This is a genomic window from Pseudomonas sp. JY-Q (genome assembly GCF_001655295.1).
Classification (GTDB): Bacteria; Pseudomonadota; Gammaproteobacteria; order Pseudomonadales; family Pseudomonadaceae; genus Aquipseudomonas; species Aquipseudomonas alloputida.
The window spans coordinates 4,176,131-4,193,637 of sequence record NZ_CP011525.1 but is presented as its reverse complement, the minus strand read 5'-3'; the positions used below and the strand labels follow the sequence as shown (position 1 = coordinate 4,193,637).

Annotated in this window: 14 protein-coding genes; 12 read left to right on the top strand and 2 right to left on the bottom strand. The window is 65.5% G+C overall.

Annotated elements, in window-relative coordinates:
• Window positions 1-28 precede the first annotated feature (28 nt).
• The 11 genes from AA098_RS19025 to AA098_RS18975 all read left to right on the top strand — a co-directional run bounded on the left by AA098_RS19025 (window position 29) and on the right by AA098_RS18975 (window position 12,263).
• Entirely contained in the window at window positions 29-403 is a 375-nt protein-coding gene (locus AA098_RS19025) for a hypothetical protein (RefSeq protein ID WP_064614916.1), read from the top strand.
• Between the two features lie 92 nt (window positions 404-495).
• A complete protein-coding gene (locus tag AA098_RS19020) occupies window positions 496-1,284 on the top strand; it encodes an alpha/beta fold hydrolase (protein ID WP_003251493.1) in 789 nt (262 codons plus the stop codon).
• Window positions 1,281-2,135 (top strand): alpha/beta hydrolase, encoded by an 855-nt coding sequence (locus tag AA098_RS19015; protein ID WP_003251491.1) that lies wholly within the window; start codon window positions 1,281-1,283, stop codon window positions 2,133-2,135. The genes AA098_RS19020 and AA098_RS19015 overlap by 4 nt, the downstream gene beginning before the upstream one ends.
• A gap of 109 nt (window positions 2,136-2,244) precedes the next feature.
• Window positions 2,245-3,039, top strand: coding sequence for a DUF4892 domain-containing protein (locus tag AA098_RS19010; RefSeq protein ID WP_064614915.1), 795 nt, complete (start codon window positions 2,245-2,247; stop codon window positions 3,037-3,039).
• Window positions 3,040-3,051: 12 nt separating this feature from the next.
• Window positions 3,052-4,104 (top strand): AI-2E family transporter, encoded by a 1,053-nt coding sequence (locus tag AA098_RS19005; protein ID WP_019750854.1) that lies wholly within the window; start codon window positions 3,052-3,054, stop codon window positions 4,102-4,104.
• A 238-nt stretch (window positions 4,105-4,342) separates the two neighbouring features.
• On the top strand, window positions 4,343-4,432 hold the full coding sequence (gene kdpF / locus AA098_RS19000) for a K(+)-transporting ATPase subunit F (protein ID WP_003251485.1): 90 nt from the start codon (window positions 4,343-4,345) through the stop codon (window positions 4,430-4,432).
• A gap of 9 nt (window positions 4,433-4,441) precedes the next feature.
• Entirely contained in the window at window positions 4,442-6,136 is a 1,695-nt protein-coding gene (gene kdpA / locus AA098_RS18995; RefSeq protein ID WP_047603451.1) for a potassium-transporting ATPase subunit KdpA, read from the top strand.
• Between the two features lie 9 nt (window positions 6,137-6,145).
• Window positions 6,146-8,200, top strand: coding sequence for a potassium-transporting ATPase subunit KdpB (gene kdpB / locus AA098_RS18990; protein ID WP_004576954.1), 2,055 nt, complete (start codon window positions 6,146-6,148; stop codon window positions 8,198-8,200).
• A 10-nt stretch (window positions 8,201-8,210) separates the two neighbouring features.
• A complete protein-coding gene (gene kdpC / locus AA098_RS18985) occupies window positions 8,211-8,768 on the top strand; it encodes a potassium-transporting ATPase subunit KdpC (protein WP_003251480.1) in 558 nt (185 codons plus the stop codon).
• 148 nt (window positions 8,769-8,916) lie between these two features.
• Window positions 8,917-11,571 (top strand): sensor histidine kinase KdpD, encoded by a 2,655-nt coding sequence (locus AA098_RS18980; RefSeq protein WP_054888909.1) that lies wholly within the window; start codon window positions 8,917-8,919, stop codon window positions 11,569-11,571.
• Window positions 11,568-12,263 carry a response regulator gene (locus AA098_RS18975; protein WP_003251475.1) on the top strand — a complete coding sequence of 232 codons (696 nt, stop codon included), beginning with the start codon at window positions 11,568-11,570 and terminating at the stop codon, window positions 12,261-12,263. The genes AA098_RS18980 and AA098_RS18975 overlap by 4 nt, the downstream gene beginning before the upstream one ends.
• 47 nt (window positions 12,264-12,310) lie before the next feature.
• Here the strand turns inward: AA098_RS18975 and AA098_RS18970 are convergent, their stop codons facing one another.
• Window positions 12,311-13,216: a LysR family transcriptional regulator gene (locus tag AA098_RS18970; RefSeq protein ID WP_003251473.1), complete on the bottom strand. Its 906-nt coding sequence runs from the start codon at window positions 13,214-13,216 to the stop codon at window positions 12,311-12,313.
• 78 nt (window positions 13,217-13,294) lie between these two features.
• On the opposite strand from AA098_RS18970, the gene AA098_RS18965 reads away from it, so the two are divergent.
• Complete coding sequence (locus AA098_RS18965) at window positions 13,295-14,530, top strand: NAD(P)/FAD-dependent oxidoreductase (RefSeq protein WP_003251472.1); 1,236 nt, start codon at window positions 13,295-13,297, stop codon at window positions 14,528-14,530.
• 3 nt (window positions 14,531-14,533) lie between these two features.
• On the opposite strand, the gene AA098_RS18960 is transcribed toward AA098_RS18965, so the two are convergent.
• Complete coding sequence (locus AA098_RS18960) at window positions 14,534-17,464, bottom strand: aminotransferase (RefSeq protein ID WP_064614914.1); 2,931 nt, start codon at window positions 17,462-17,464, stop codon at window positions 14,534-14,536.
• Between the last annotated feature and the right edge of the window lie 43 nt (window positions 17,465-17,507).

The window sequence follows — 17,507 nt, the reverse complement described above, 5'->3', positions numbered from 1 at the left end:
CATCAGGGAACGGCGAATGAGGGGTGAAATGCTGGAGCTGTTGCGCTCCCTGGACCTGCAACCCACCCTGGAACAGGTTGACCAAGGTACTTCGCTGGATTTCGCCCAATACAGCCTGCTGCGTGAATCGGCCGATGCCAAGCTTTACCACCTGATGCGCAAGGTGAACGACAACCCCGGGCTGGACCCTGTTGCGATGCAACAATGCGAGCAGGACCTGCGGACGCTGCAGGACGCCTGCCTGCGGGTCTCGCACCTGCTGCAAACCAGTTGTCTGGCCTTGCGCCGCCTGCAACTGGACTACCAGGACCAGCGTCTGGCCCGCGAGGCGCTGGAGAGCCAAGTGGCCTACATGCAGGCCTGCCTGCGTCGGTCGCTGAGCAGTTTCGACCGCTCGGCATGACCTGATCCCCCTCGCCGATGACCTTTATAGACATTGCCGAACCGCCCCGCGATGCAGACAATGGGCCATCATTCCGGTCCGGACCAGGCGCCATGTCGCAGCAGATCTTCTTCGCCCATGCCAACGGTTTCCCATCGGCCACCTACGGCAAGCTGTTTGCAGCGCTGGCGCCGGACTATCAGGTGCAGCACCTGGCCCAGCACGCGCATGACCCGCGCTTTCCCGTGGACGAAAACTGGCAAAGCCTGGTCGATGAATTGTTGCATCACCTGGCGCAGCAGGACCAGCCGGTCTGGGGCGTCGGCCATTCGCTGGGTGGCGTGTTGCACCTGCACGCGGCATTGCGCTGCCCCGAGTACTACCGGGGGCTGGTGATGCTCGACTCCCCGGTGCTCACCCGCGCTGATCAATGGCTGCTGCGCACAGCCAAGCGCTTTGGTTTCATCGACCGCATCACACCGGCCGGGCGCACCCTGGGGCGTCGCGAAACGTTCAATGACCGCGACAGCGCCCGGGACTATTTCGCTGGCAAATCACTGTTCCGCCATTTCGATCCCGATTGCCTCGACGCTTATGTAGAACATGGCCTGCAGGTGGTGGAGCAAGGGCTACAGTTGCGCTTCGACCCTGCTACTGAAATCAGCATCTACCGCAGCATCCCGCACACCAGCCCCGCCCCCGCGCGCCAGTTGCAGGTGCCGCTGGCCATGGTGCGCGGCAACCGGAGCAACGTCATTCGTCGCCACCACACCTTGGCCGTGCGCAGTATGCCCAAAGGTGAATACCACAGTGTACCGGGTGGGCACATGTTCCCGCTGGAGCGCCCGGCCGACACTGCCAGCCTGATCAAGGGCCTGTTCGACCGCTGGAGCCAGGCATGAGCGCACACGTTGAGGAAATTCGTCTGAGCCTGGGCCATATCGAACTGGCTGCACACCTGTTCGGCCCCGAAGACGGGCTGCCGGTGATTGCCCTGCATGGTTGGCTGGACAATGCCAACAGCTTTGCCCGCCTGGCACCGCAACTGAAAGGTCTGCGCCTCGTCGCCCTGGACCTGGCTGGCCATGGTTATTCAGAGCACCGCCCGCTCGGCGCCGGGTATGCCCTGGCCGACTATGCCCATGACGTGCTGCGCGTGGCCGAGCAACTGGGTTGGCCGCGTTTCGCCCTGCTGGGGCATTCGCTGGGCGCGATCATTTCGGTGCAACTGGCCGGTGCATTGCCCGATCGGGTCAGTCACCTGGCGCTAATCGACGGCGTGATCCCGCCGACTGGCGCCGAGCAGGACGCAGGTGAGCGCTTAGGGATGGCACTGCAAGCCCAGTTGCGGCTGGATGGCAAGCGCAAGTCGGTGTATGCGACATTGGAAGCAGGGGTGCAAGCCCGGATGAAAGGCATGGTCGCGGTCAGCCGTGAAGCGGCCGAGCTGCTGGCCCAGCGTGGCCTGATGCCAGTGCCCGGTGGCTATAGCTGGCGCAGCGACAGCCGGCTGACCCTGCCCTCGCCGGTGCGCCTGAGCGAGGCCCAGGCCATGGCCTATGTGCGGCGGGTGAGTTGCCCGGCGCTGTTGGTGGTGGCCGCCGACGGCATGCTGGCGCGCCACACCGGGTTGCTGGAGCAGCTACCCTTTGAACAGGTGACACTACCCGGCGGCCATCACCTGCACCTGAACGATGCGCAGGGCGCGGCCCTTGTTGCAGACTGTATCAATCGCTTCTTTGGCTTTGCTTGACTTGCACCGGACAAGTGTCGAGGCTTGGCGGGTTGAACAGGGAGACAACCATGCAACTGCCAGACATCCTGGAGCTTCAATTCGGCGCTGAGCGCCGCCTGGTTCGCCAATGAGCGTACCCGTTTCCATTCGCACTGCCTTGGCTGCCTGTCTGGTGCTCGCCACCCCCGTGTCGTGGGCCGGCGTCCTGCCGGTCCCGCAGGACGCCAAGGTGGTCGATCAACGCCCGGCGACGGAACAGGAGCGGGTCTACCCGATGGGCCCGCTACGCAAGATCAGTGGCCGCCTGCGGGTCGATGACAAAGTCGAAAGCCGCGGTCAAGTCAGCTCGGTAACCTACGAATTGCCCGTCGAGCGGACTGCACGCGAGGCCTTCACCAGTGCCCGCGAAGCACTTGTGCGCGACGGTGGCTACCCGTTGTTCTGGTGTCAGGGGCGTGATTGCGGTGAGGCCAGCCTGTGGGCCAATGATGTGTTCGCCAATGCCCGCCTCAACGGAGGCGACGAGCAGCAGGCGTTCATCCTGCTACGCCGCTCGGCAGACGAGGCCGACACCCTGGTCGCGCTGTACAGCGTTACCCGTGGCAACCGCCGTGCCTATCTGCATGTGGAAGAGTTCATCGCAGGCAGCCCGCTGGGCGAGCTGCTGCCAACCGCTGCCACGGTGCTGCGCGAAATGCGTGACACCAGCAAGCTCGACTACCCTGACCTTGCTGCGCCGCAAGACGCCTGGGTAAACCTGCTGGCCCGCAGCCTGAACCTTGACAGCACCTTGCGTGTCAGCCTCAGTGGCGCCCAGGCTGAGGCCTGGCGCGAGGCGCTGGTCAAGGCCGGGGTGCGCAATCGCCGTCTTGAAGTCGGCAGTGCGCCTACAGACGGCCTGCACCTTGAACTGATCCCTTGAACGAGCACCCTCATGGTTAACAATGATCGCCTGCTGGTCCAGATTCTGCTGGTGGCGTTGCTAGGTGCCGGCCTGTGGGTGATGGCACCGTTCATATCGGCATTGTTGTGGGGGGCCATCCTGGCCTTTGCCAGCTGGCCGTTGATGCGCTTCCTTACGCGCCTGCTGGGCGGTCGTGAGACGCTGGCAGCCGGCCTGCTGACCATGGCCTGGATCCTGATCGTGGCACTGCCGCTGGTGTGGCTGGGGTTCAACCTGGCCGATCACATTCGCGACGCTACGGCGTTTGTGCGTGACGTGCAGGTCGACGGCCTGCCCGATGCACCGGCCTGGTTGGGTGGCATTCCATTCGTTGGCGAGCGTCTGGTCAACGGTTGGCAATCGCTGGACCAGCAAGGCGCAGCCTTGCTTACCTCGATCAAGCCTTACTTTGGGCAGGTGGGCAACTGGTTGCTGGCGCGCAGCGCGCAGATCGGCAGCGGCGTGCTGGAACTGACCCTGAGCCTGGTGTTCGTGTTCTTCTTCTACCGCGACGGGCCACGCTTGGCGGCATTCGTGCTGCGCTTGCTGCACCGGCTGGTGGGCGAACGCGCCGAGTATTACCTGGACCTGGTAGCCGCTACCGTGCAGCGGGTGGTCAACGGGGTGATCGGCACGGCGGCCGCGCAGGCCCTGCTGGCGCTGATCGGCTTCCTGATCGCGGGGGTGCCTGGGGCGATCGTGCTGGGGTTGGTGACCTTCATGCTCAGCCTGATCCCCATGGGGCCGCCACTGGCCTGGATCCCGGCCACCGCTTGGCTGGTGTGGAAGGGCGAATACGGCATGGCGGTGTTCCTGGGCGTCTGGGGCACCTTCGTCATCAGCGGCGTGGACAACGTGCTCAAACCGTACCTGATCAGCCGTGGTGGCAACCTGCCGCTGGTGATCGTGCTGCTGGGCGTGTTCGGCGGCTTGCTTGCCTTCGGCTTCATTGGCCTGTTCATCGGGCCGACCTTGCTGGCGGTGGGCTACAGCCTGCTGCTGGACTGGAGCCGTAACGCGGCGCAGCAGCCGCCACAACAATAAGCCTGTAACGGCCCTTTTGCGGGCTTGCCCGCTCCCACAGCTACCACACAGGCCTTGAAGGCTGTGCAGTGCCCGTGGGAGCGAGCGAGCCCGCGAAGAGGCCGTTACAGGCAAACCACAACGCTGATCTTTACGCATTCTTTATCCCCACCCCCATCCCCCGATCTCGCCCCTTTACGCCCCTCCCTCGGACAATTTCCCCAAAGCGGCCCAAGCCGTAACACGGGGAGAACCACACATGAACATGCTCGACGGGCTGTCACTGCTGCTGGCAGTGGCATTGGCGTTTTATCTGCTGGTGGCGCTGCTGCGCGCCGATCGCAGCTAGGGAGCGGCCATGCACAGTTACGATTTCGCCTTGCTCCTGGCATTCTTTGCCATTGTGCTGCTACCAGCACCCTGGCTCGGGCGGTTCTACTTCAAGGTCATGGAAGGCCAGCGTACCTGGCTGACGCCTGTGCTGGGGCCGGTCGAGCAGGGCTGTTACCGGCTGGCGGGTGTGAACGCCAGCCAGGAGCAGAACTGGCGGCAATACACCCTGGCCCTGCTGGCGTTCAACCTGGTCGGCTTCCTGCTGCTGTTCAGCGTGCTGCTGTTGCAGGGCCACCTGCCACTCAACCCACAGCACCTGCCTGGCCAGGAATGGTCGCTGGCGTTCAACACCGCCGTCAGTTTCGTTACCAACACCAACTGGCAGGCCTACAGCGGTGAGGCGTCGGTCAGCTACCTGAGCCAGATGCTTGGCCTGACCGTGCAGAACTTTGTCAGCCCTGCCACCGGCCTGGCCGTGCTGGTTGCCCTGTGCCGCGGTATCGCCCGGCGCAGCGCGACGACGCTGGGCAACTTCTGGGTCGACATGACCCGTGCCACCCTCTACGGCCTGCTGCCGCTGTGCTTGCTGCTGGCACTGTTGCTGGTGTGGCAGGGCGTACCGCAGACCTTTGCCGACTACGCCCACGCGCTGACCTTGCAAGGTGCCGACCAGACCATTCCGCTGGGGCCGGCCGCCAGCCAGATCGCCATCAAGCAATTGGGTACCAATGGCGGTGGCTTCTTCGGCGTCAACTCGGCGCACCCGTTCGAAAACCCAACGGCCTGGAGCAACCTGTTCGAGGTGGCATCGATCATCCTCATTCCGGTGGCGTTGGTGTTCACCTTCGGTCACTACGTGAAGGACCTGCGTCAGAGCCGCGCCATCCTCGCCTGCATGCTTGCCCTGTTCCTGATCGGCGGTAGCACGGCGCTATGGTCCGAGCACCAGCCAAACCCGGCCCTGGAAAGCACGCAGGTGCAGCAGACCGCCCCCCTGGAGGGCAAGGAAAGCCGCTTCGGCACCACCGGTTCGGTGCTGTGGACGGTCACCACCACCGCCGCCTCCAACGGTTCGGTCAACGCCATGCACGACAGCCTGAACCCGCTGACCGGTATGGTGGCGATGGTCAACATGATGGTCGGCGAGGTGATATTCGGCGGCGTCGGCGCGGGCCTCTACGGCATGCTGCTGTTCGTCCTTATCGCGGTGTTCCTGGCCGGGCTGATGATTGGCCGTACCCCGGAATACCTGGGCAAGAAGCTGCAGGCCCGTGAAGTGCAGCTTCTGGTGGCAACCCTGCTGGTGATGCCGGTCGGCGTGCTGGTACTTGGCGCCATCGCCGCCAGCCTGCCCGGCCCGGCCGGGGCGGTCACCAACCCGGGGGCGCATGGTTTCAGCCAGTTGCTGTACGCCTATACCTCGGGCTCGGCCAACAACGGCTCGGCCTTTGCCGGGTTTGGCGCCAACACCGTGTACCACAACCTGATGATCGGCCTGGCCATGCTCATCGGCCGCTTCGGCTACATCCTGCCGATACTGGCGTTGGCCGGCAGCCTGGCGGCGAAAAAAAGCGCGCCGCTGGGGCAGAACAGCTTCCCGACTCACGGCCCGCTGTTCACCGGCTTGCTGCTGGTGACCATCCTGCTTGTCGGTGGCCTGACCTTCCTGCCGACCCTGGCCCTTGGGCCAATCGCCGAACACCTTAGCCTGGGTTTTTGAGGACCGATCATGAACATGCCCATTCCTGAAGTGAATAGCCGGCACAATGCCAAGGACCAGACCCGCTTCGCCGCGCTGTGGCGCCCGGCGCTGGTGCAGGCGTTCGTCAAGCTCGACCCGCGTCAGCTCAAGCGCTCCCCGGTAATGCTGGTGGTGGCCCTGACCGCGGTGCTGACCACCGTGCTGTGTTTTGCCCCCGGCGGCGGCGTGAGCACCGGCGTTGCGGTGCAGATTGCCCTGTGGCTGTGGTTCACCGTGTTGTTCGCCAACTTCGCCGAGGCGTTGGCCGAGGGCCGTGGCAAGGCCCGCGCCGACAGCCTCAAGGCCGGCAGCCAGGGCCTGACCGCCCAGCGTCGTCTGCGTGATGGCAGCTACGAGACGGTAGCTGCCAGCGCGCTGCGCAAGGACGACGTGGTACGCGTGGTCGCCGGCGAAATGATCCCCGGCGACGGCGAGGTGATTGAAGGCATTGCGGCCGTCAACGAGGCCGCCATTACCGGCGAGTCCGCGCCGGTAATACGCGAATCAGGTGGCGACCGCTCGGCGGTGACCGGCAATACGCGGCTGGTCTCCGACTGGCTGCTTGTCCGCATCACCAGCAACCCGGGCGAGTCGACCCTGGACCGCATGATCGCCCTGGTTGAAGGGGCCAAGCGGCAGAAGACCCCGAACGAAATCGCCCTCGACATCCTGCTGATCGGCCTGACCCTGATTTTCCTGATCGTGGTGGTGACCTTGCAGCCGTTCGCCCACTTCGTGGGTGGCAGCCTGCCGCTGATCTTCCTGGCCGCGCTGCTGGTGACGCTGATCCCGACCACCATCGGCGGCCTGCTGTCGGCCATCGGTATCGCCGGCATGGACAGGCTGGTACGGCTGAATGTCATTGCCCGCTCGGGCCGCGCCGTCGAGGCGGCCGGGGACGTGCATACGCTGATGCTCGACAAGACCGGCACCATCACCTTCGGTAACCGCCGCTGCAGCGCACTGCATGCTGCACCGGGCATTACCGCCAAGGAACTGGGGGAGGGCGCCTTGCTGGCGTCGCTGGCCGACGACACCGCTGAAGGCAAATCGATTGTCGAATACCTGCGCCAGTTGCACGACTTTGTCGACCCGCCTGCCGGGCAGTTCGAAGCGGTGGCGTTCAGTGCCGAGACACGCCTGTCGGGCATCGACTTCCAGCAGCACCGCTACCGCAAGGGCGCCGTCGATGCGGTGCTGGCCTTCGTCGGTATGCAACGCCTGGAAATGCCGGCGGCGCTGGCCCGTGAAGTCGAACGCATCGCGCAGAGTGGCGGCACACCGTTGCTGGTGTGCGTCGACAAGCGTTTGCTGGGTGTGATCCACCTCAAGGACGTGGTCAAGCCTGGTATCCGCGAGCGCTTCGCCGAGCTGCGCAAGCTGGGCATCCGCACGGTGATGGTAACCGGCGACAACCCGTTGACTGCGGCCGCCATCGCCGCCGAAGCGGGGGTCGATGACGTGCTGGCCGAGGCCACGCCCGAGAAGAAGCTGGCGCGCATTCGCCAGGAGCAGAATGAAGGCCGCCTGGTTGCCATGTGTGGCGACGGTGCCAACGACGCCCCGGCACTGGCCCAGGCTGACGTAGGCATGGCCATGAACGACGGCACTCAGGCTGCGCGGGAGGCCGCCAACATGGTCGACCTGGACAGCGACCCGACCAAGCTGCTGGACGTAGTCCAGGTCGGCAAGGAGCTGCTGGTCACCCGCGGTGCGTTGACAACGTTCTCCATTGCCAACGACGTGGCCAAATACTTCGCCATCCTGCCGGCGCTGTTCGCTGCCATCTACCCGCAACTGGGTGTGCTCAACCTGATGCAACTGGCCAGCCCGCAGAGCGCCATCCTGTCGGCGATCGTGTTCAACGCGCTGATCATCATCGTGCTGATCCCGCTGGCGCTGCGTGGGGTGCGCGTGCAGGCGGCCAGTGCGGCGCACCTGTTGCGGCGCAACCTGCTGATCTACGGGCTGGGTGGCATTGTGGTGCCGTTTGCCGGGATCAAGCTGATCGACCTGCTGCTCAACGCCCTGAACCTGGTCTGAGGAGGCCGCCATGACTGCTTATCTACGCCCGGCATTGAGCCTGGCTTTGTTGATGACCCTGGTGACGGGCGCCCTGTATCCGCTGGCGGTGACCGGTATTGCCCAAGTCGCTTTCCCGAACCAGGCCAACGGTAGCCTGGTACGCGATGCGCAAGGCCAGGTGCGGGGTTCGGCATTGATCGCCCAGGACTTCCAGGGCGATGGCTGGTTCCACTCGCGGCCCTCGGCAGGTGCCTACGCGACCGTGGCCAGCGGCGCCAGCAACCTGTCGCCGAGCAACCCGGCGCTGGCTGAGCGGGTAAAGGGCGATGCGGCCACGTTGTATCAGGCGCAGCAGGGGCCAGTGCCGCAGGCGCTGCTGACCACCTCGGGCAGCGGCCTGGACCCGCACTTGCCACCTGAGGCCTTGGCCTATCAGATCCCGCGGGTGGCGGCGGCACGGCAGCTGCCGGTCGAGCGCTTGCAAGCCTTGCTGGAACAGGCCACCCTCCACCCATTGATCGGCCCGCCGGTGGTCAACGTGCTGGCATTGAACCAGGCCTTGGAAAAGCTCGCCATTGTCAGGTAATCGAAGCGCTGGCAGGAAGCCTGTAGGAGCGGGTTCACCCGCGAATGCGGTGGTGGTGCCACTGACGTATTCGCGGGTAAACCCGCTCCTACACGTTAAGGGGCTTTCCCTGAAGTGGCCGGCTGCTGGAAAAAGCAAAGGATGAAACATGAGTGACTCCGCCCGCGCCGATGCGCTGTTGGCCAACCTCCCACGCACCGGCCGGGGCCGGCTGAAGGTGTTCCTCGGCGCTGCCCCCGGCGTCGGCAAGACCTTCGCCATGCTCCAGGCTGCACACGCCCAGCAACGCCAGGGCGTGCAGGTGTTGGCCGGGGTGGTCGAAACCCATGGCCGCGCCGAAACCGAAGCGTTGCTCGGAGGGCTGCATCAGCAGCCCTTGCTGCGCAGCCAGTACCGTGGCGTCACCCTCGAGGAAATGGACCTTGACGGCCTGCTGCGTGCCGCGCCGGCGTTGGCCCTGGTGGACGAACTGGCCCACACGAACGCCCCCGGCAGCCGCCACGCCAAACGCTGGCAGGACGTACAAGAACTCTTGGCCGCGGGCATCGACGTGTACACCACGGTCAACGTCCAGCACCTGGAAAGCCTCAACGACAAGGTCCGTGACATTACCGGCGTGCAAGTGCGCGAGACCCTGCCGGACTGGGTGCTGCAGGAGGCGTTCGAGCTGGTGCTGATCGACCTGCCTCCGCGAGAGCTGCTCGAACGCCTGCGTGAAGGCAAGGTGTACGTGCCCGAGCAGGCTCGGGCGGCCATCGATGCGTATTTTTCGCAAACCAACCTCACCGCCCTGCGCGAGCTGGCCATGCAGACCGCCGCTGCTCAGGTCGATGCCGACCTGGCCCACGGCTATCGTCAGCGCGGCCAGGAGGCGCCGGCCTTGCGCGGCCGGTTGCTGGTGGGCATAGACGGTGACGACCAGGCCGAACGCCTGGTGCGCCATGCCAGCCGCGTGGCCCAGCGCCGCCACCTGCCCTGGAGCCTGGTGCATGTGGACAACGGCCGCCTGCGTGACGAAACCGCACGGCATCGTTTGCAAGCCGCGCAGCAACTGGCCGAGCGACTGGGCGGGGAGGTGGTGCTGCTGCGGGCTGGGGAAGTGGCCCGCACGCTGATCCAGCATGCTGTCGAGCGGCGGGCCAGCCTGGTGCTGGTCGGGCAATCCCGCAACCGCCTGCATCGGCGTTTGTTCGGCGCGGGTGTGGCGGCGCGGCTGCTGCGCGAAAGCCGTGGCCTGGAAATCAACGTGCTGGACCGCGACGTGCAGCCGCCAGCGCCGCGTTCAGCCGTGCGGCGGGTGTGGGTGTGGCGTCATTACCTGCTGGCGCTGCTGGCCACCGTGATGGCTGCGGGTCTGGCCTGGGCGGTGTCCAGTGTGCTGGCGCTGCCCAATATCTCGCTGGTGTTCCTGGCGGCGGTGTTGCTGGTCGCAGTGCGCAGTAGCCTGGGACCTGCGCTGGCTTGCGCCGCGCTGTCGTTCCTGGCCTATGACTTCCTGTTCATACCGCCCAACTTCTCGTTCACCATCCAGCGCGAAGAAGACGTGCTGACCCTGGTGTTCTTTCTGTTGATGGCTGCGCTCACCGGCAACCTGGCCGCGCGCCAGCGTCGCCAGTTGCAGGCGCTGCGCGAGACCCAGGCGCAGACCAGCCAGTTGCTCGACCTGTCTCGCCGGTTGACGGTAGCCACCGACCGCCAAGCCATATTCAAGGCTGCCGGCCAGCACCTGGACGGCTGGCAGGACACCCAGGTGTGCTTGCTGGAGCGCAACGCCGAAGGCCAGTTGCAAGTGGCCAGCGGGGAAGCCTGCACCTTCAGCGACACCGAACGGGCGGCTGCCGATTGGGCCTGGCAGCACGGGCAGGCCGCCGGCCACGGCAGCGATACCCTGCCTAATGGCCGCTGGTGGTGGTGGCCATTGGCGGTGGACGATCAGCCGCTGGCGCTGCTGGGCGTGCGCCCGCGCAACGGGCAGCCGCTCAGCGACCCACGGCGGCGCCTGCTCACCGCCCTGGGCCAGCCCCTGGCCCAGGCCCTGGCCCGCGCACGCCTGGCCGAACAGCTGGAAGCCGCACGCCTGCACGGCGAAACCGAGCAACTGCGCAGCGCCCTGCTGGCTTCCGTATCCCATGACTTGCGCACGCCGTTGACCGCCATGCGTGGCAGCATCGACAGCCTGCTGGCGTTGGGCGACGCGATCCCGGCCGAAGACCGTCGCGAGCTGCTGGAGGGCACCCGCAATGAGGCCGAACGCCTCGATCGCTACATCCAGAACCTGCTGGACATGACCCGCCTGGGCCATGGCGGCCTCAAGCTGGCCCGCGACTGGGTGGCCCCGGCGGATATCGTCGGCAGTGCGCTTAACCGCCTGCGGGTGGTGCTGGCGCCGCTGCGTGTGCACACAGACGTGCCGGCCGAGCTGCCATTGCTGTTCGTGCATGCGGCGTTGATCGAGCAGGCACTGGTCAACGTGCTGGAAAACGCCGCACGCTTTTCGCCGGTCAATGGTCGGCTTGAGCTGCAGGTGGCCGTGCATGGCGACCAGCTGCGCTTGACCGTCAGCGACCAGGGCCCCGGCATTCCCGTAGCCGACCGCGAGAAAATCTTCGACATGTTCTACACCGCCGCCCGTGGCGATCGCGGCGGGCAGGGTACCGGGCTGGGCCTGGCGATCTGCCAGGGCATGATCGGTGCCCATGGCGGGCAGATTCTGGTGGGCGAAGGCATTGATGGCCAAGGCACCAGCATCACTCTATGCTTGCCGCTGCCTCCTCAACCTGAAGCCGAAAGCGAAACCCCATGAGCCACTCTGCCACCCTGTTGGTCATCGACGATGAACCGCAGATCCGCAAGTTCCTGCGTATCAGCCTGGCCTCGCAAGGCTACAAGGTGCTGGAGGCCGCCACCGGTGCCGAAGGGTTGGCCCAGGCGGCACTGGGCAAGCCGGACCTGGTGGTGCTCGACCTGGGGCTGCCGGACATGGACGGCCAGCAGGTACTGCGTGAGTTGCGAGAATGGAGTGCAGTGCCGGTGATGGTGTTGTCGGTGCGTGCCAGTGAAGTGCAGAAGGTCGATGCGCTGGATGGTGGCGCCAATGACTATGTGACCAAGCCGTTTGGTATCCAGGAGTTTCTCGCGCGCGTGCGGGCGTTGCTGCGCCAGGTGCCACAAGCCGGCGGCTCGGAAGTGGCGGCCAGCTTTGGGCCGCTGACGGTGGATTTTGCCTTCCGCCGGGTGACGCTCGACGGCGTGGAGGTGGCATTGACACGCAAGGAGTATGCTTTGCTGGCGCTATTGGCCGGGCACCCTGGGCGGGTGATTACCCAGCAGCAGTTGCTCAAGGATATCTGGGGGCCGACCCATGCGGAGGATACCCACTACCTGCGCATCGTGGTCGGGCATCTGCGACAGAAGCTGGGCGATGACCCCACGGCGCCGCGGTTCATCATTACCGAGGCGGGGGTTGGCTACAGGTTGGTAGCGCCGACAGCATAACCCTCCCAAAGGCGATCGCCTGCAGGGCCTGGACGTGCGCAAGGGTGTCAGGCCCTGGGGGGCTCCTTCTCGAACAGCTGGCGAATGACTTCCAGGTAGCGTCGCGCACCCAGGCCCAACGGGCGCGACTTGATCCAGATGATGTCTACCCACAAGCGCAGGCGGCTGGCCATGTTGTCGAAGCGCACCTCGGCCAGCGCGCCCGAGGCAATCAGCGGTTCGACCAATGGCTGCGGCAGGTAGGCCCAGCCCAGCCCGGACTGCACCAGGTCCAGCGTGGCCAGGTAGCTGTCGGTCAGCCAGATGCGCCGGGACAGCACCATGCGTGGGTCCGATCCGGTGGCCTTGCCCGAAGCCACGATGATCTGCCGTTGTTCGGCAAAGGCCTCTTCAGGCAATGGCGTACCGCTGTTCTGCCCGGCCGGATGGCGTGGTGAGGCAACGGCCACCAGCAGTTGGCTGCCGGCTTCGAGGAAGGATTCGCGCTCATCGATGCCGGGCCGTTCGAACACCAATGCCAATTGCACACTGCCGTCATGCAGCAGGCGAATGGCTTCGGTCTGGGTGGCCGAACGTACCTCGACTTCCAGGCTGGGAAATGCCTGGGCGAGGATTTCCAGCGGCTGGCTCCAGCGGCCGGTCTGCAACTCGGGCGCCATGGCGATGGTCAGGCGCTTTTCCAGGCCTTTGTGCAATTGCAGGGCCTGGGCATCCAGCAGGTTGAGTTGGCAGATGACCTGCCTGGCCTGGGGCTCCAGCGCCAGGGCGGCGTTGGTGGGCAAGGCTTTGCGCGTGGCCCGGTCGAACAGGGGCAGGTCCAGTTCCGCTTCCAGTTGGGCGATTGCCATGCTCACGGCTGAAGGCACACGGCCCAGCTTGCGGGCGGCGGCGGAGAACGAGCCGGCATCGAGCACCGCGAGGAAAATCGCCAGGGAGTCGCTGGTAAAGGCCATTGTCAGTAAACCTGATGATGATCATCTTTTATTGCTAAAAATTATGAACATTAATGCACCTGCAGGACAGCCCCCTCAATGGAGAAAAGCGTGCACAGACCAACCGCGTGGCATGTCACCCACTGGAGCTGCGACCCATTCAGCCTCGGTGCCTACAGTGCCTTGCTGCCTGGAGGGTCGCCGTTGCATCGAAGCGCCCTGGGCCAAGTGCTGCATGGGCGCTTGGTCATCGCTGGAGAAGCTTGTAATGCCAGCGCTCCGGCAATGACTCATGGTGCGTGGAATGATGGGCTGCGTGCCGCCGAGGCAGCCGTGAGTGCCGGTGCGAGCAAGGTGATCGTGATCGGTGCGGGGTGTGCAGGCCTGGCTGCCGCTCAACGCTTGCGGGAAAGGGGGGTCGATTGCACGGTGCTGGAGGCGCGTGGGCGAACGGGTGGGCGTACGCACACTGTCGAGTTGGGCGGCGTGAAAGCAGATGAAGGTGCGGCATGGCTTCAGCATTTCGCCGAGAATCCATTGGCCGCTGTTGCACTTCAGCATGGCTTGGTTTGCGTCGAGACCGATTTCAGTTGCCCGCTTGCGGCAGCACGCGGCGGGGCGTTGCCGGATATCGACGCCGCCTGGGATACCTTGACCAGGCGTCTCGATCGGCAACAGCCTTTGCCTGACGCGATCGATGGCTACATGGCCACACTCGACCCCGCGCTCGCGCGTGCCACGCAGTTCGCCATCGACGCCAACCTTGTACTGGAAGCGTGTTTGCCCGTCGAACAACTGTCGGTCTGTGCCTTGGATGAAGCGGGGGTCGGGCATGGTGATCGTATGCTGCCAGGCGGCTACAGCGAGCTTGTCGACTTGCTGTCGAAGCACCTGGATATCCGCCTGAACAGTCCTGTCACCCACATCGACTGGTCGAGCGCGCGCGTCAGGGTGAATGAAGAGGTGTGCGACTTCTGCATTTGCACAGTTCCGGTGGGTGTTCTGAAAACGTTGCACTTTACCCCTGCGTTACCTGAAACACAGCAGGGAGCGCTGGCGCATCTGGGGATGGGCAAGCTGGAGAAAGTGATTCTGCAGTTCGATGAGCGATGGTGGCCGTGCTCACCCTCAGGCTACCTGCGCTGGTACGACGTACCCGCCAGTTGGGGGGAATGGCTGGACCTGACCGATGCTGTCGGCAAGCCCACCATTGCCGGGCTGATTGCCGCCGATGCGATCGAGCGGCAGTTCACCGGGCGCACCGATGAACAGGTGGCCATGGCCGCGTGTGAGGCATTACAGGCGTGGGCCGCAGCCGTCGGGCCCACGCCTTGACACTTACAGGCCTTCGTCCAGCACCCGGTCAATGCTGTCGACAAAGTAGTCCACGCTGGCCCGGCTGGTGCACATCGGTGGCTTGATCTTGAGGATGTTCAGGTAGTCGCCGGTCGGCTGCATGAAGATGCCCAGGTCACGCAGGCGATCACACAGCATCATGGTTTCTTCGGTGGCCGGCTCCAGGGTGGTGCGGTCGCGCACCAGTTCCAGCCCCAGGTAGAAGCCCGAGCCATGTGCCGCGCCGGCCAGCGGGTGCTTGTCGACCAGCGCCTGCAGGCGTGCCTTGAAGTAGCGCCCGGTGTCACGGGCGTTGTCCCACAGGCCTTCCTCCTGCATGACATCCAACACCGCCATGCCGATGCGGCAACTGACCGGGCTGCCACCGGCCGAGGAGAAGAAGTAGCCCTCGGCCTCCAGCGCCTCGGCGATTTCGCGACGGGTGATGACCACGCCCAGTGGCTGGCCGTTACCCATGCCCTTGGCCATGGTAATGATGTCCGGCACCACGCCCTGTTCCTCGAAGCCCCAGAAGTACTCGCCCAGGCGGCCATAGCCCACCTGCACTTCGTCGGCGATGCACACCCCGCCGCGGGCGCGGACCTTGGCATAGGCTGCGCGCAGGTAGCCTGCGGGCAGCGAGATACCGCCGGCATTGCCGTACACCGGTTCGCAGATGATGCCCGCCAGCTGACGGCCACGGGCGTCGAGGTCAGCCAGCTTGGCGTCGACGTCCTGCAGGTAGTCGGCGGCGCTGTCGGCCCCGCGGAAGCGGCCGCGGAAGGTGTTCGGCGCTTCGACCGGGTGTACCCAGTCCGGGCGGGTTTCCAGGGCTTGCGGGTTGTCGGCGATCGACGTGGAGATGGCATCGGTGGCCACCGACCAGCCGTGGTAGGCCTCCAGCACACTGAGCAGATCGCGCCCGCCACTGTAGGCCCAGGCCAGGCGAATCGCCAGGTCGTTGGCCTCGGTGCCGCTGTTGACCATGAACACCCGGTCGAAACCTTCGGGGGCCAGCTCCAGCAGGCGCTCGGAGAATTCGGTGATTGCTGCGTAATGGAAGCGCGAGTTGGTGTTCAGCAGCGACCATTGCCGCGCCGACTCGGCAACCATGCGTGGATGGCCATGGCCCAGCACCGCGACGTTGTTGAGCATGTCCAGGTAGGAACGGCCCTGCATGTCGATCAGGTAGTTGCGCCAGCCACGTTCAATGTGCGGCGGTTGCGCGTAGTAGTGCTTCTGCGAGCGGGCGAAGCTGGCATCGCGGCGGGCCAGCAGCGCTTGCGGATCGGGTAGCGGCTCGGCATCGCAATCGAAGCCCAGCAGGGCGGCCGGTGACGGGCACAGGGCCAGCCAGGCGGCGGCTTGTGACGGCGTGGCGAAGCGCGGCGGCTGGGTGCCATTGTCCAGGCATACCTGCACGCTGAGGAAGCCGCAGCTGCTGCCCAGGGGCTGGCCTTTCTCCACGGCCTGGCCGTCTGCCGGTGCGTCTTCCAGGCCTTGCAGCCACAAAGCCCAATGCGGGGTGCGCAGGCAGCCCCGGCCGTCGCCGCGGTGCTGCCAGGTGCCGGCTGCCGGCGCTTGCACCGGGCTGCCGTTGGGCACATGCAGCTCGACGAAAAGGGCGCAGGTGGCGGGCTCTTCGGGGCGATCGATATGGGTTTGCGACAGGCGGTACTGCCCGTGCAGGCTGCAGGCCGGGGCGGCTTGCGACGTCAGCAGATGCAGGTCGTAACCGGGTTGCTCCCAGTTGCCGGCCTCGAAGTGTTTGCTCAGGACCCCCAGGTCCACCCGTGTGACAGCCTGCCCGGCCAGCTCGGGGAGCAGGGGGGCGCAGTCGCTCCAGTCCGGCGCCGTGGGTTGCAGGCCAGCAGCCTGCAGAATGGCCACCTCCATCAGGGCGAAAGGCACGGCGGTGGCCGTGTCGAAAATTTCCCATTCGTGGGCAATGTTATCGCGGGTGTACTGGTTGCCCGGGTCGACGGTTAGCTGTTGTTCGCTGCTCAGCACCAGCACGGCAGCGCGGTTCACCACCAGCGGCCACAAGGCGCGCAGTTCGGCCTCGGTCAGCGGGTTGAGCGCCTGGTAGGCCTGCACGGCGGGCAGGATGCGCAGTGGGTCACCCTCGGCGTGGTGCAACAGCGCAGCGCAGGTCACCGACAGGTCGGCGATACGCCAGGTGCGCAGCAGGTCGCCGAAATCGATCACGCCTTGCAGTTGCCACTGACGCTGGGCATCACGGGCCCACACGGTGTTGTCGTCGGTGATGTCCAGGTGCACGGCCTGACTGGGCAGTTGATCGACCAGCGGCAACAGGCGCTCGTTGGCCTGTCGCGTGGCGTGTTCGATGCGGGCGCGCTGCCCGCTGTCCTGCAGCACCGGTAGCAGGTGATCGATCAGTGCCCCGGCATGCTGCGGGTCCCATTGCAAGGTACGCGCAAGGCCCGGGTGATCGAAATGGGCAAGCGCCTTGTCCAGCTTTGCACAGAGCCCGCCCAGTTCAGCCATCAGGCGCGGCTCCATGTGCTTGAGGCGGGTCAGCGGTTGGCCCTCGATGTAGTCGAGCAGGCGCAGGCGCAGTGGTTGCGCGTCGATGTCCAGTTCCAGCAACCCCATGCCGTTGTGGGCTGAGCGCACGGCGGGTACCGGCAAACCTTGATCGCGCAGGAAGGCCAGGGCGGCGTGCTGGGCTTCAAGCTCCAGCTGGGCGTAGCTGCCGTGGCAGGCCTTCAGCACATAGCCACCCTGCGGTGTGACCACGCGAAAGTTCAGGTCTTGCTGGCTGCCCAGTACAGAAAGGTTGCCGGCAAGGCCATAGTGGGCCTGCAGCACGGCGTGTGCCTGGGCTTCGCTCAGCGTTGGGCTGGGCAGGCCGGAGCGCTGGATCAGGGTGGCCAGGGCAGGGGAAGCGGGCTGGTGTTGTGGACTGGACATGGGCTCTACCGTGGGTACTGGGAGTTGACGGCGGAGAATTTAT

Coding starts and splice junctions, on each gene's coding strand:
- AA098_RS19005 (WP_019750854.1), top strand. CDS start 3,052: ATGGTTAACAATGATCGCCTGCTGGTCCAGATTCTGCTGGTGGCGTTG.
- kdpF (WP_003251485.1), top strand. CDS start 4,343: ATGAACATGCTCGACGGGCTGTCACTGCTGCTGGCAGTGGCATTGGCG.
- kdpC (WP_003251480.1), top strand. CDS start 8,211: ATGACTGCTTATCTACGCCCGGCATTGAGCCTGGCTTTGTTGATGACC.
- AA098_RS19015 (WP_003251491.1), top strand. CDS start 1,281: ATGAGCGCACACGTTGAGGAAATTCGTCTGAGCCTGGGCCATATCGAA.
- AA098_RS18970 (WP_003251473.1), bottom strand. CDS start 13,216: ATGGCCTTTACCAGCGACTCCCTGGCGATTTTCCTCGCGGTGCTCGAT.
- AA098_RS18980 (WP_054888909.1), top strand. CDS start 8,917: ATGAGTGACTCCGCCCGCGCCGATGCGCTGTTGGCCAACCTCCCACGC.
- AA098_RS18965 (WP_003251472.1), top strand. CDS start 13,295: ATGGAGAAAAGCGTGCACAGACCAACCGCGTGGCATGTCACCCACTGG.
- AA098_RS19020 (WP_003251493.1), top strand. CDS start 496: ATGTCGCAGCAGATCTTCTTCGCCCATGCCAACGGTTTCCCATCGGCC.
- AA098_RS18975 (WP_003251475.1), top strand. CDS start 11,568: ATGAGCCACTCTGCCACCCTGTTGGTCATCGACGATGAACCGCAGATC.
- AA098_RS19025 (WP_064614916.1), top strand. CDS start 29: ATGCTGGAGCTGTTGCGCTCCCTGGACCTGCAACCCACCCTGGAACAG.
- AA098_RS19010 (WP_064614915.1), top strand. CDS start 2,245: ATGAGCGTACCCGTTTCCATTCGCACTGCCTTGGCTGCCTGTCTGGTG.
- AA098_RS18960 (WP_064614914.1), bottom strand. CDS start 17,464: ATGTCCAGTCCACAACACCAGCCCGCTTCCCCTGCCCTGGCCACCCTG.
- kdpA (WP_047603451.1), top strand. CDS start 4,442: ATGCACAGTTACGATTTCGCCTTGCTCCTGGCATTCTTTGCCATTGTG.
- kdpB (WP_004576954.1), top strand. CDS start 6,146: ATGAACATGCCCATTCCTGAAGTGAATAGCCGGCACAATGCCAAGGAC.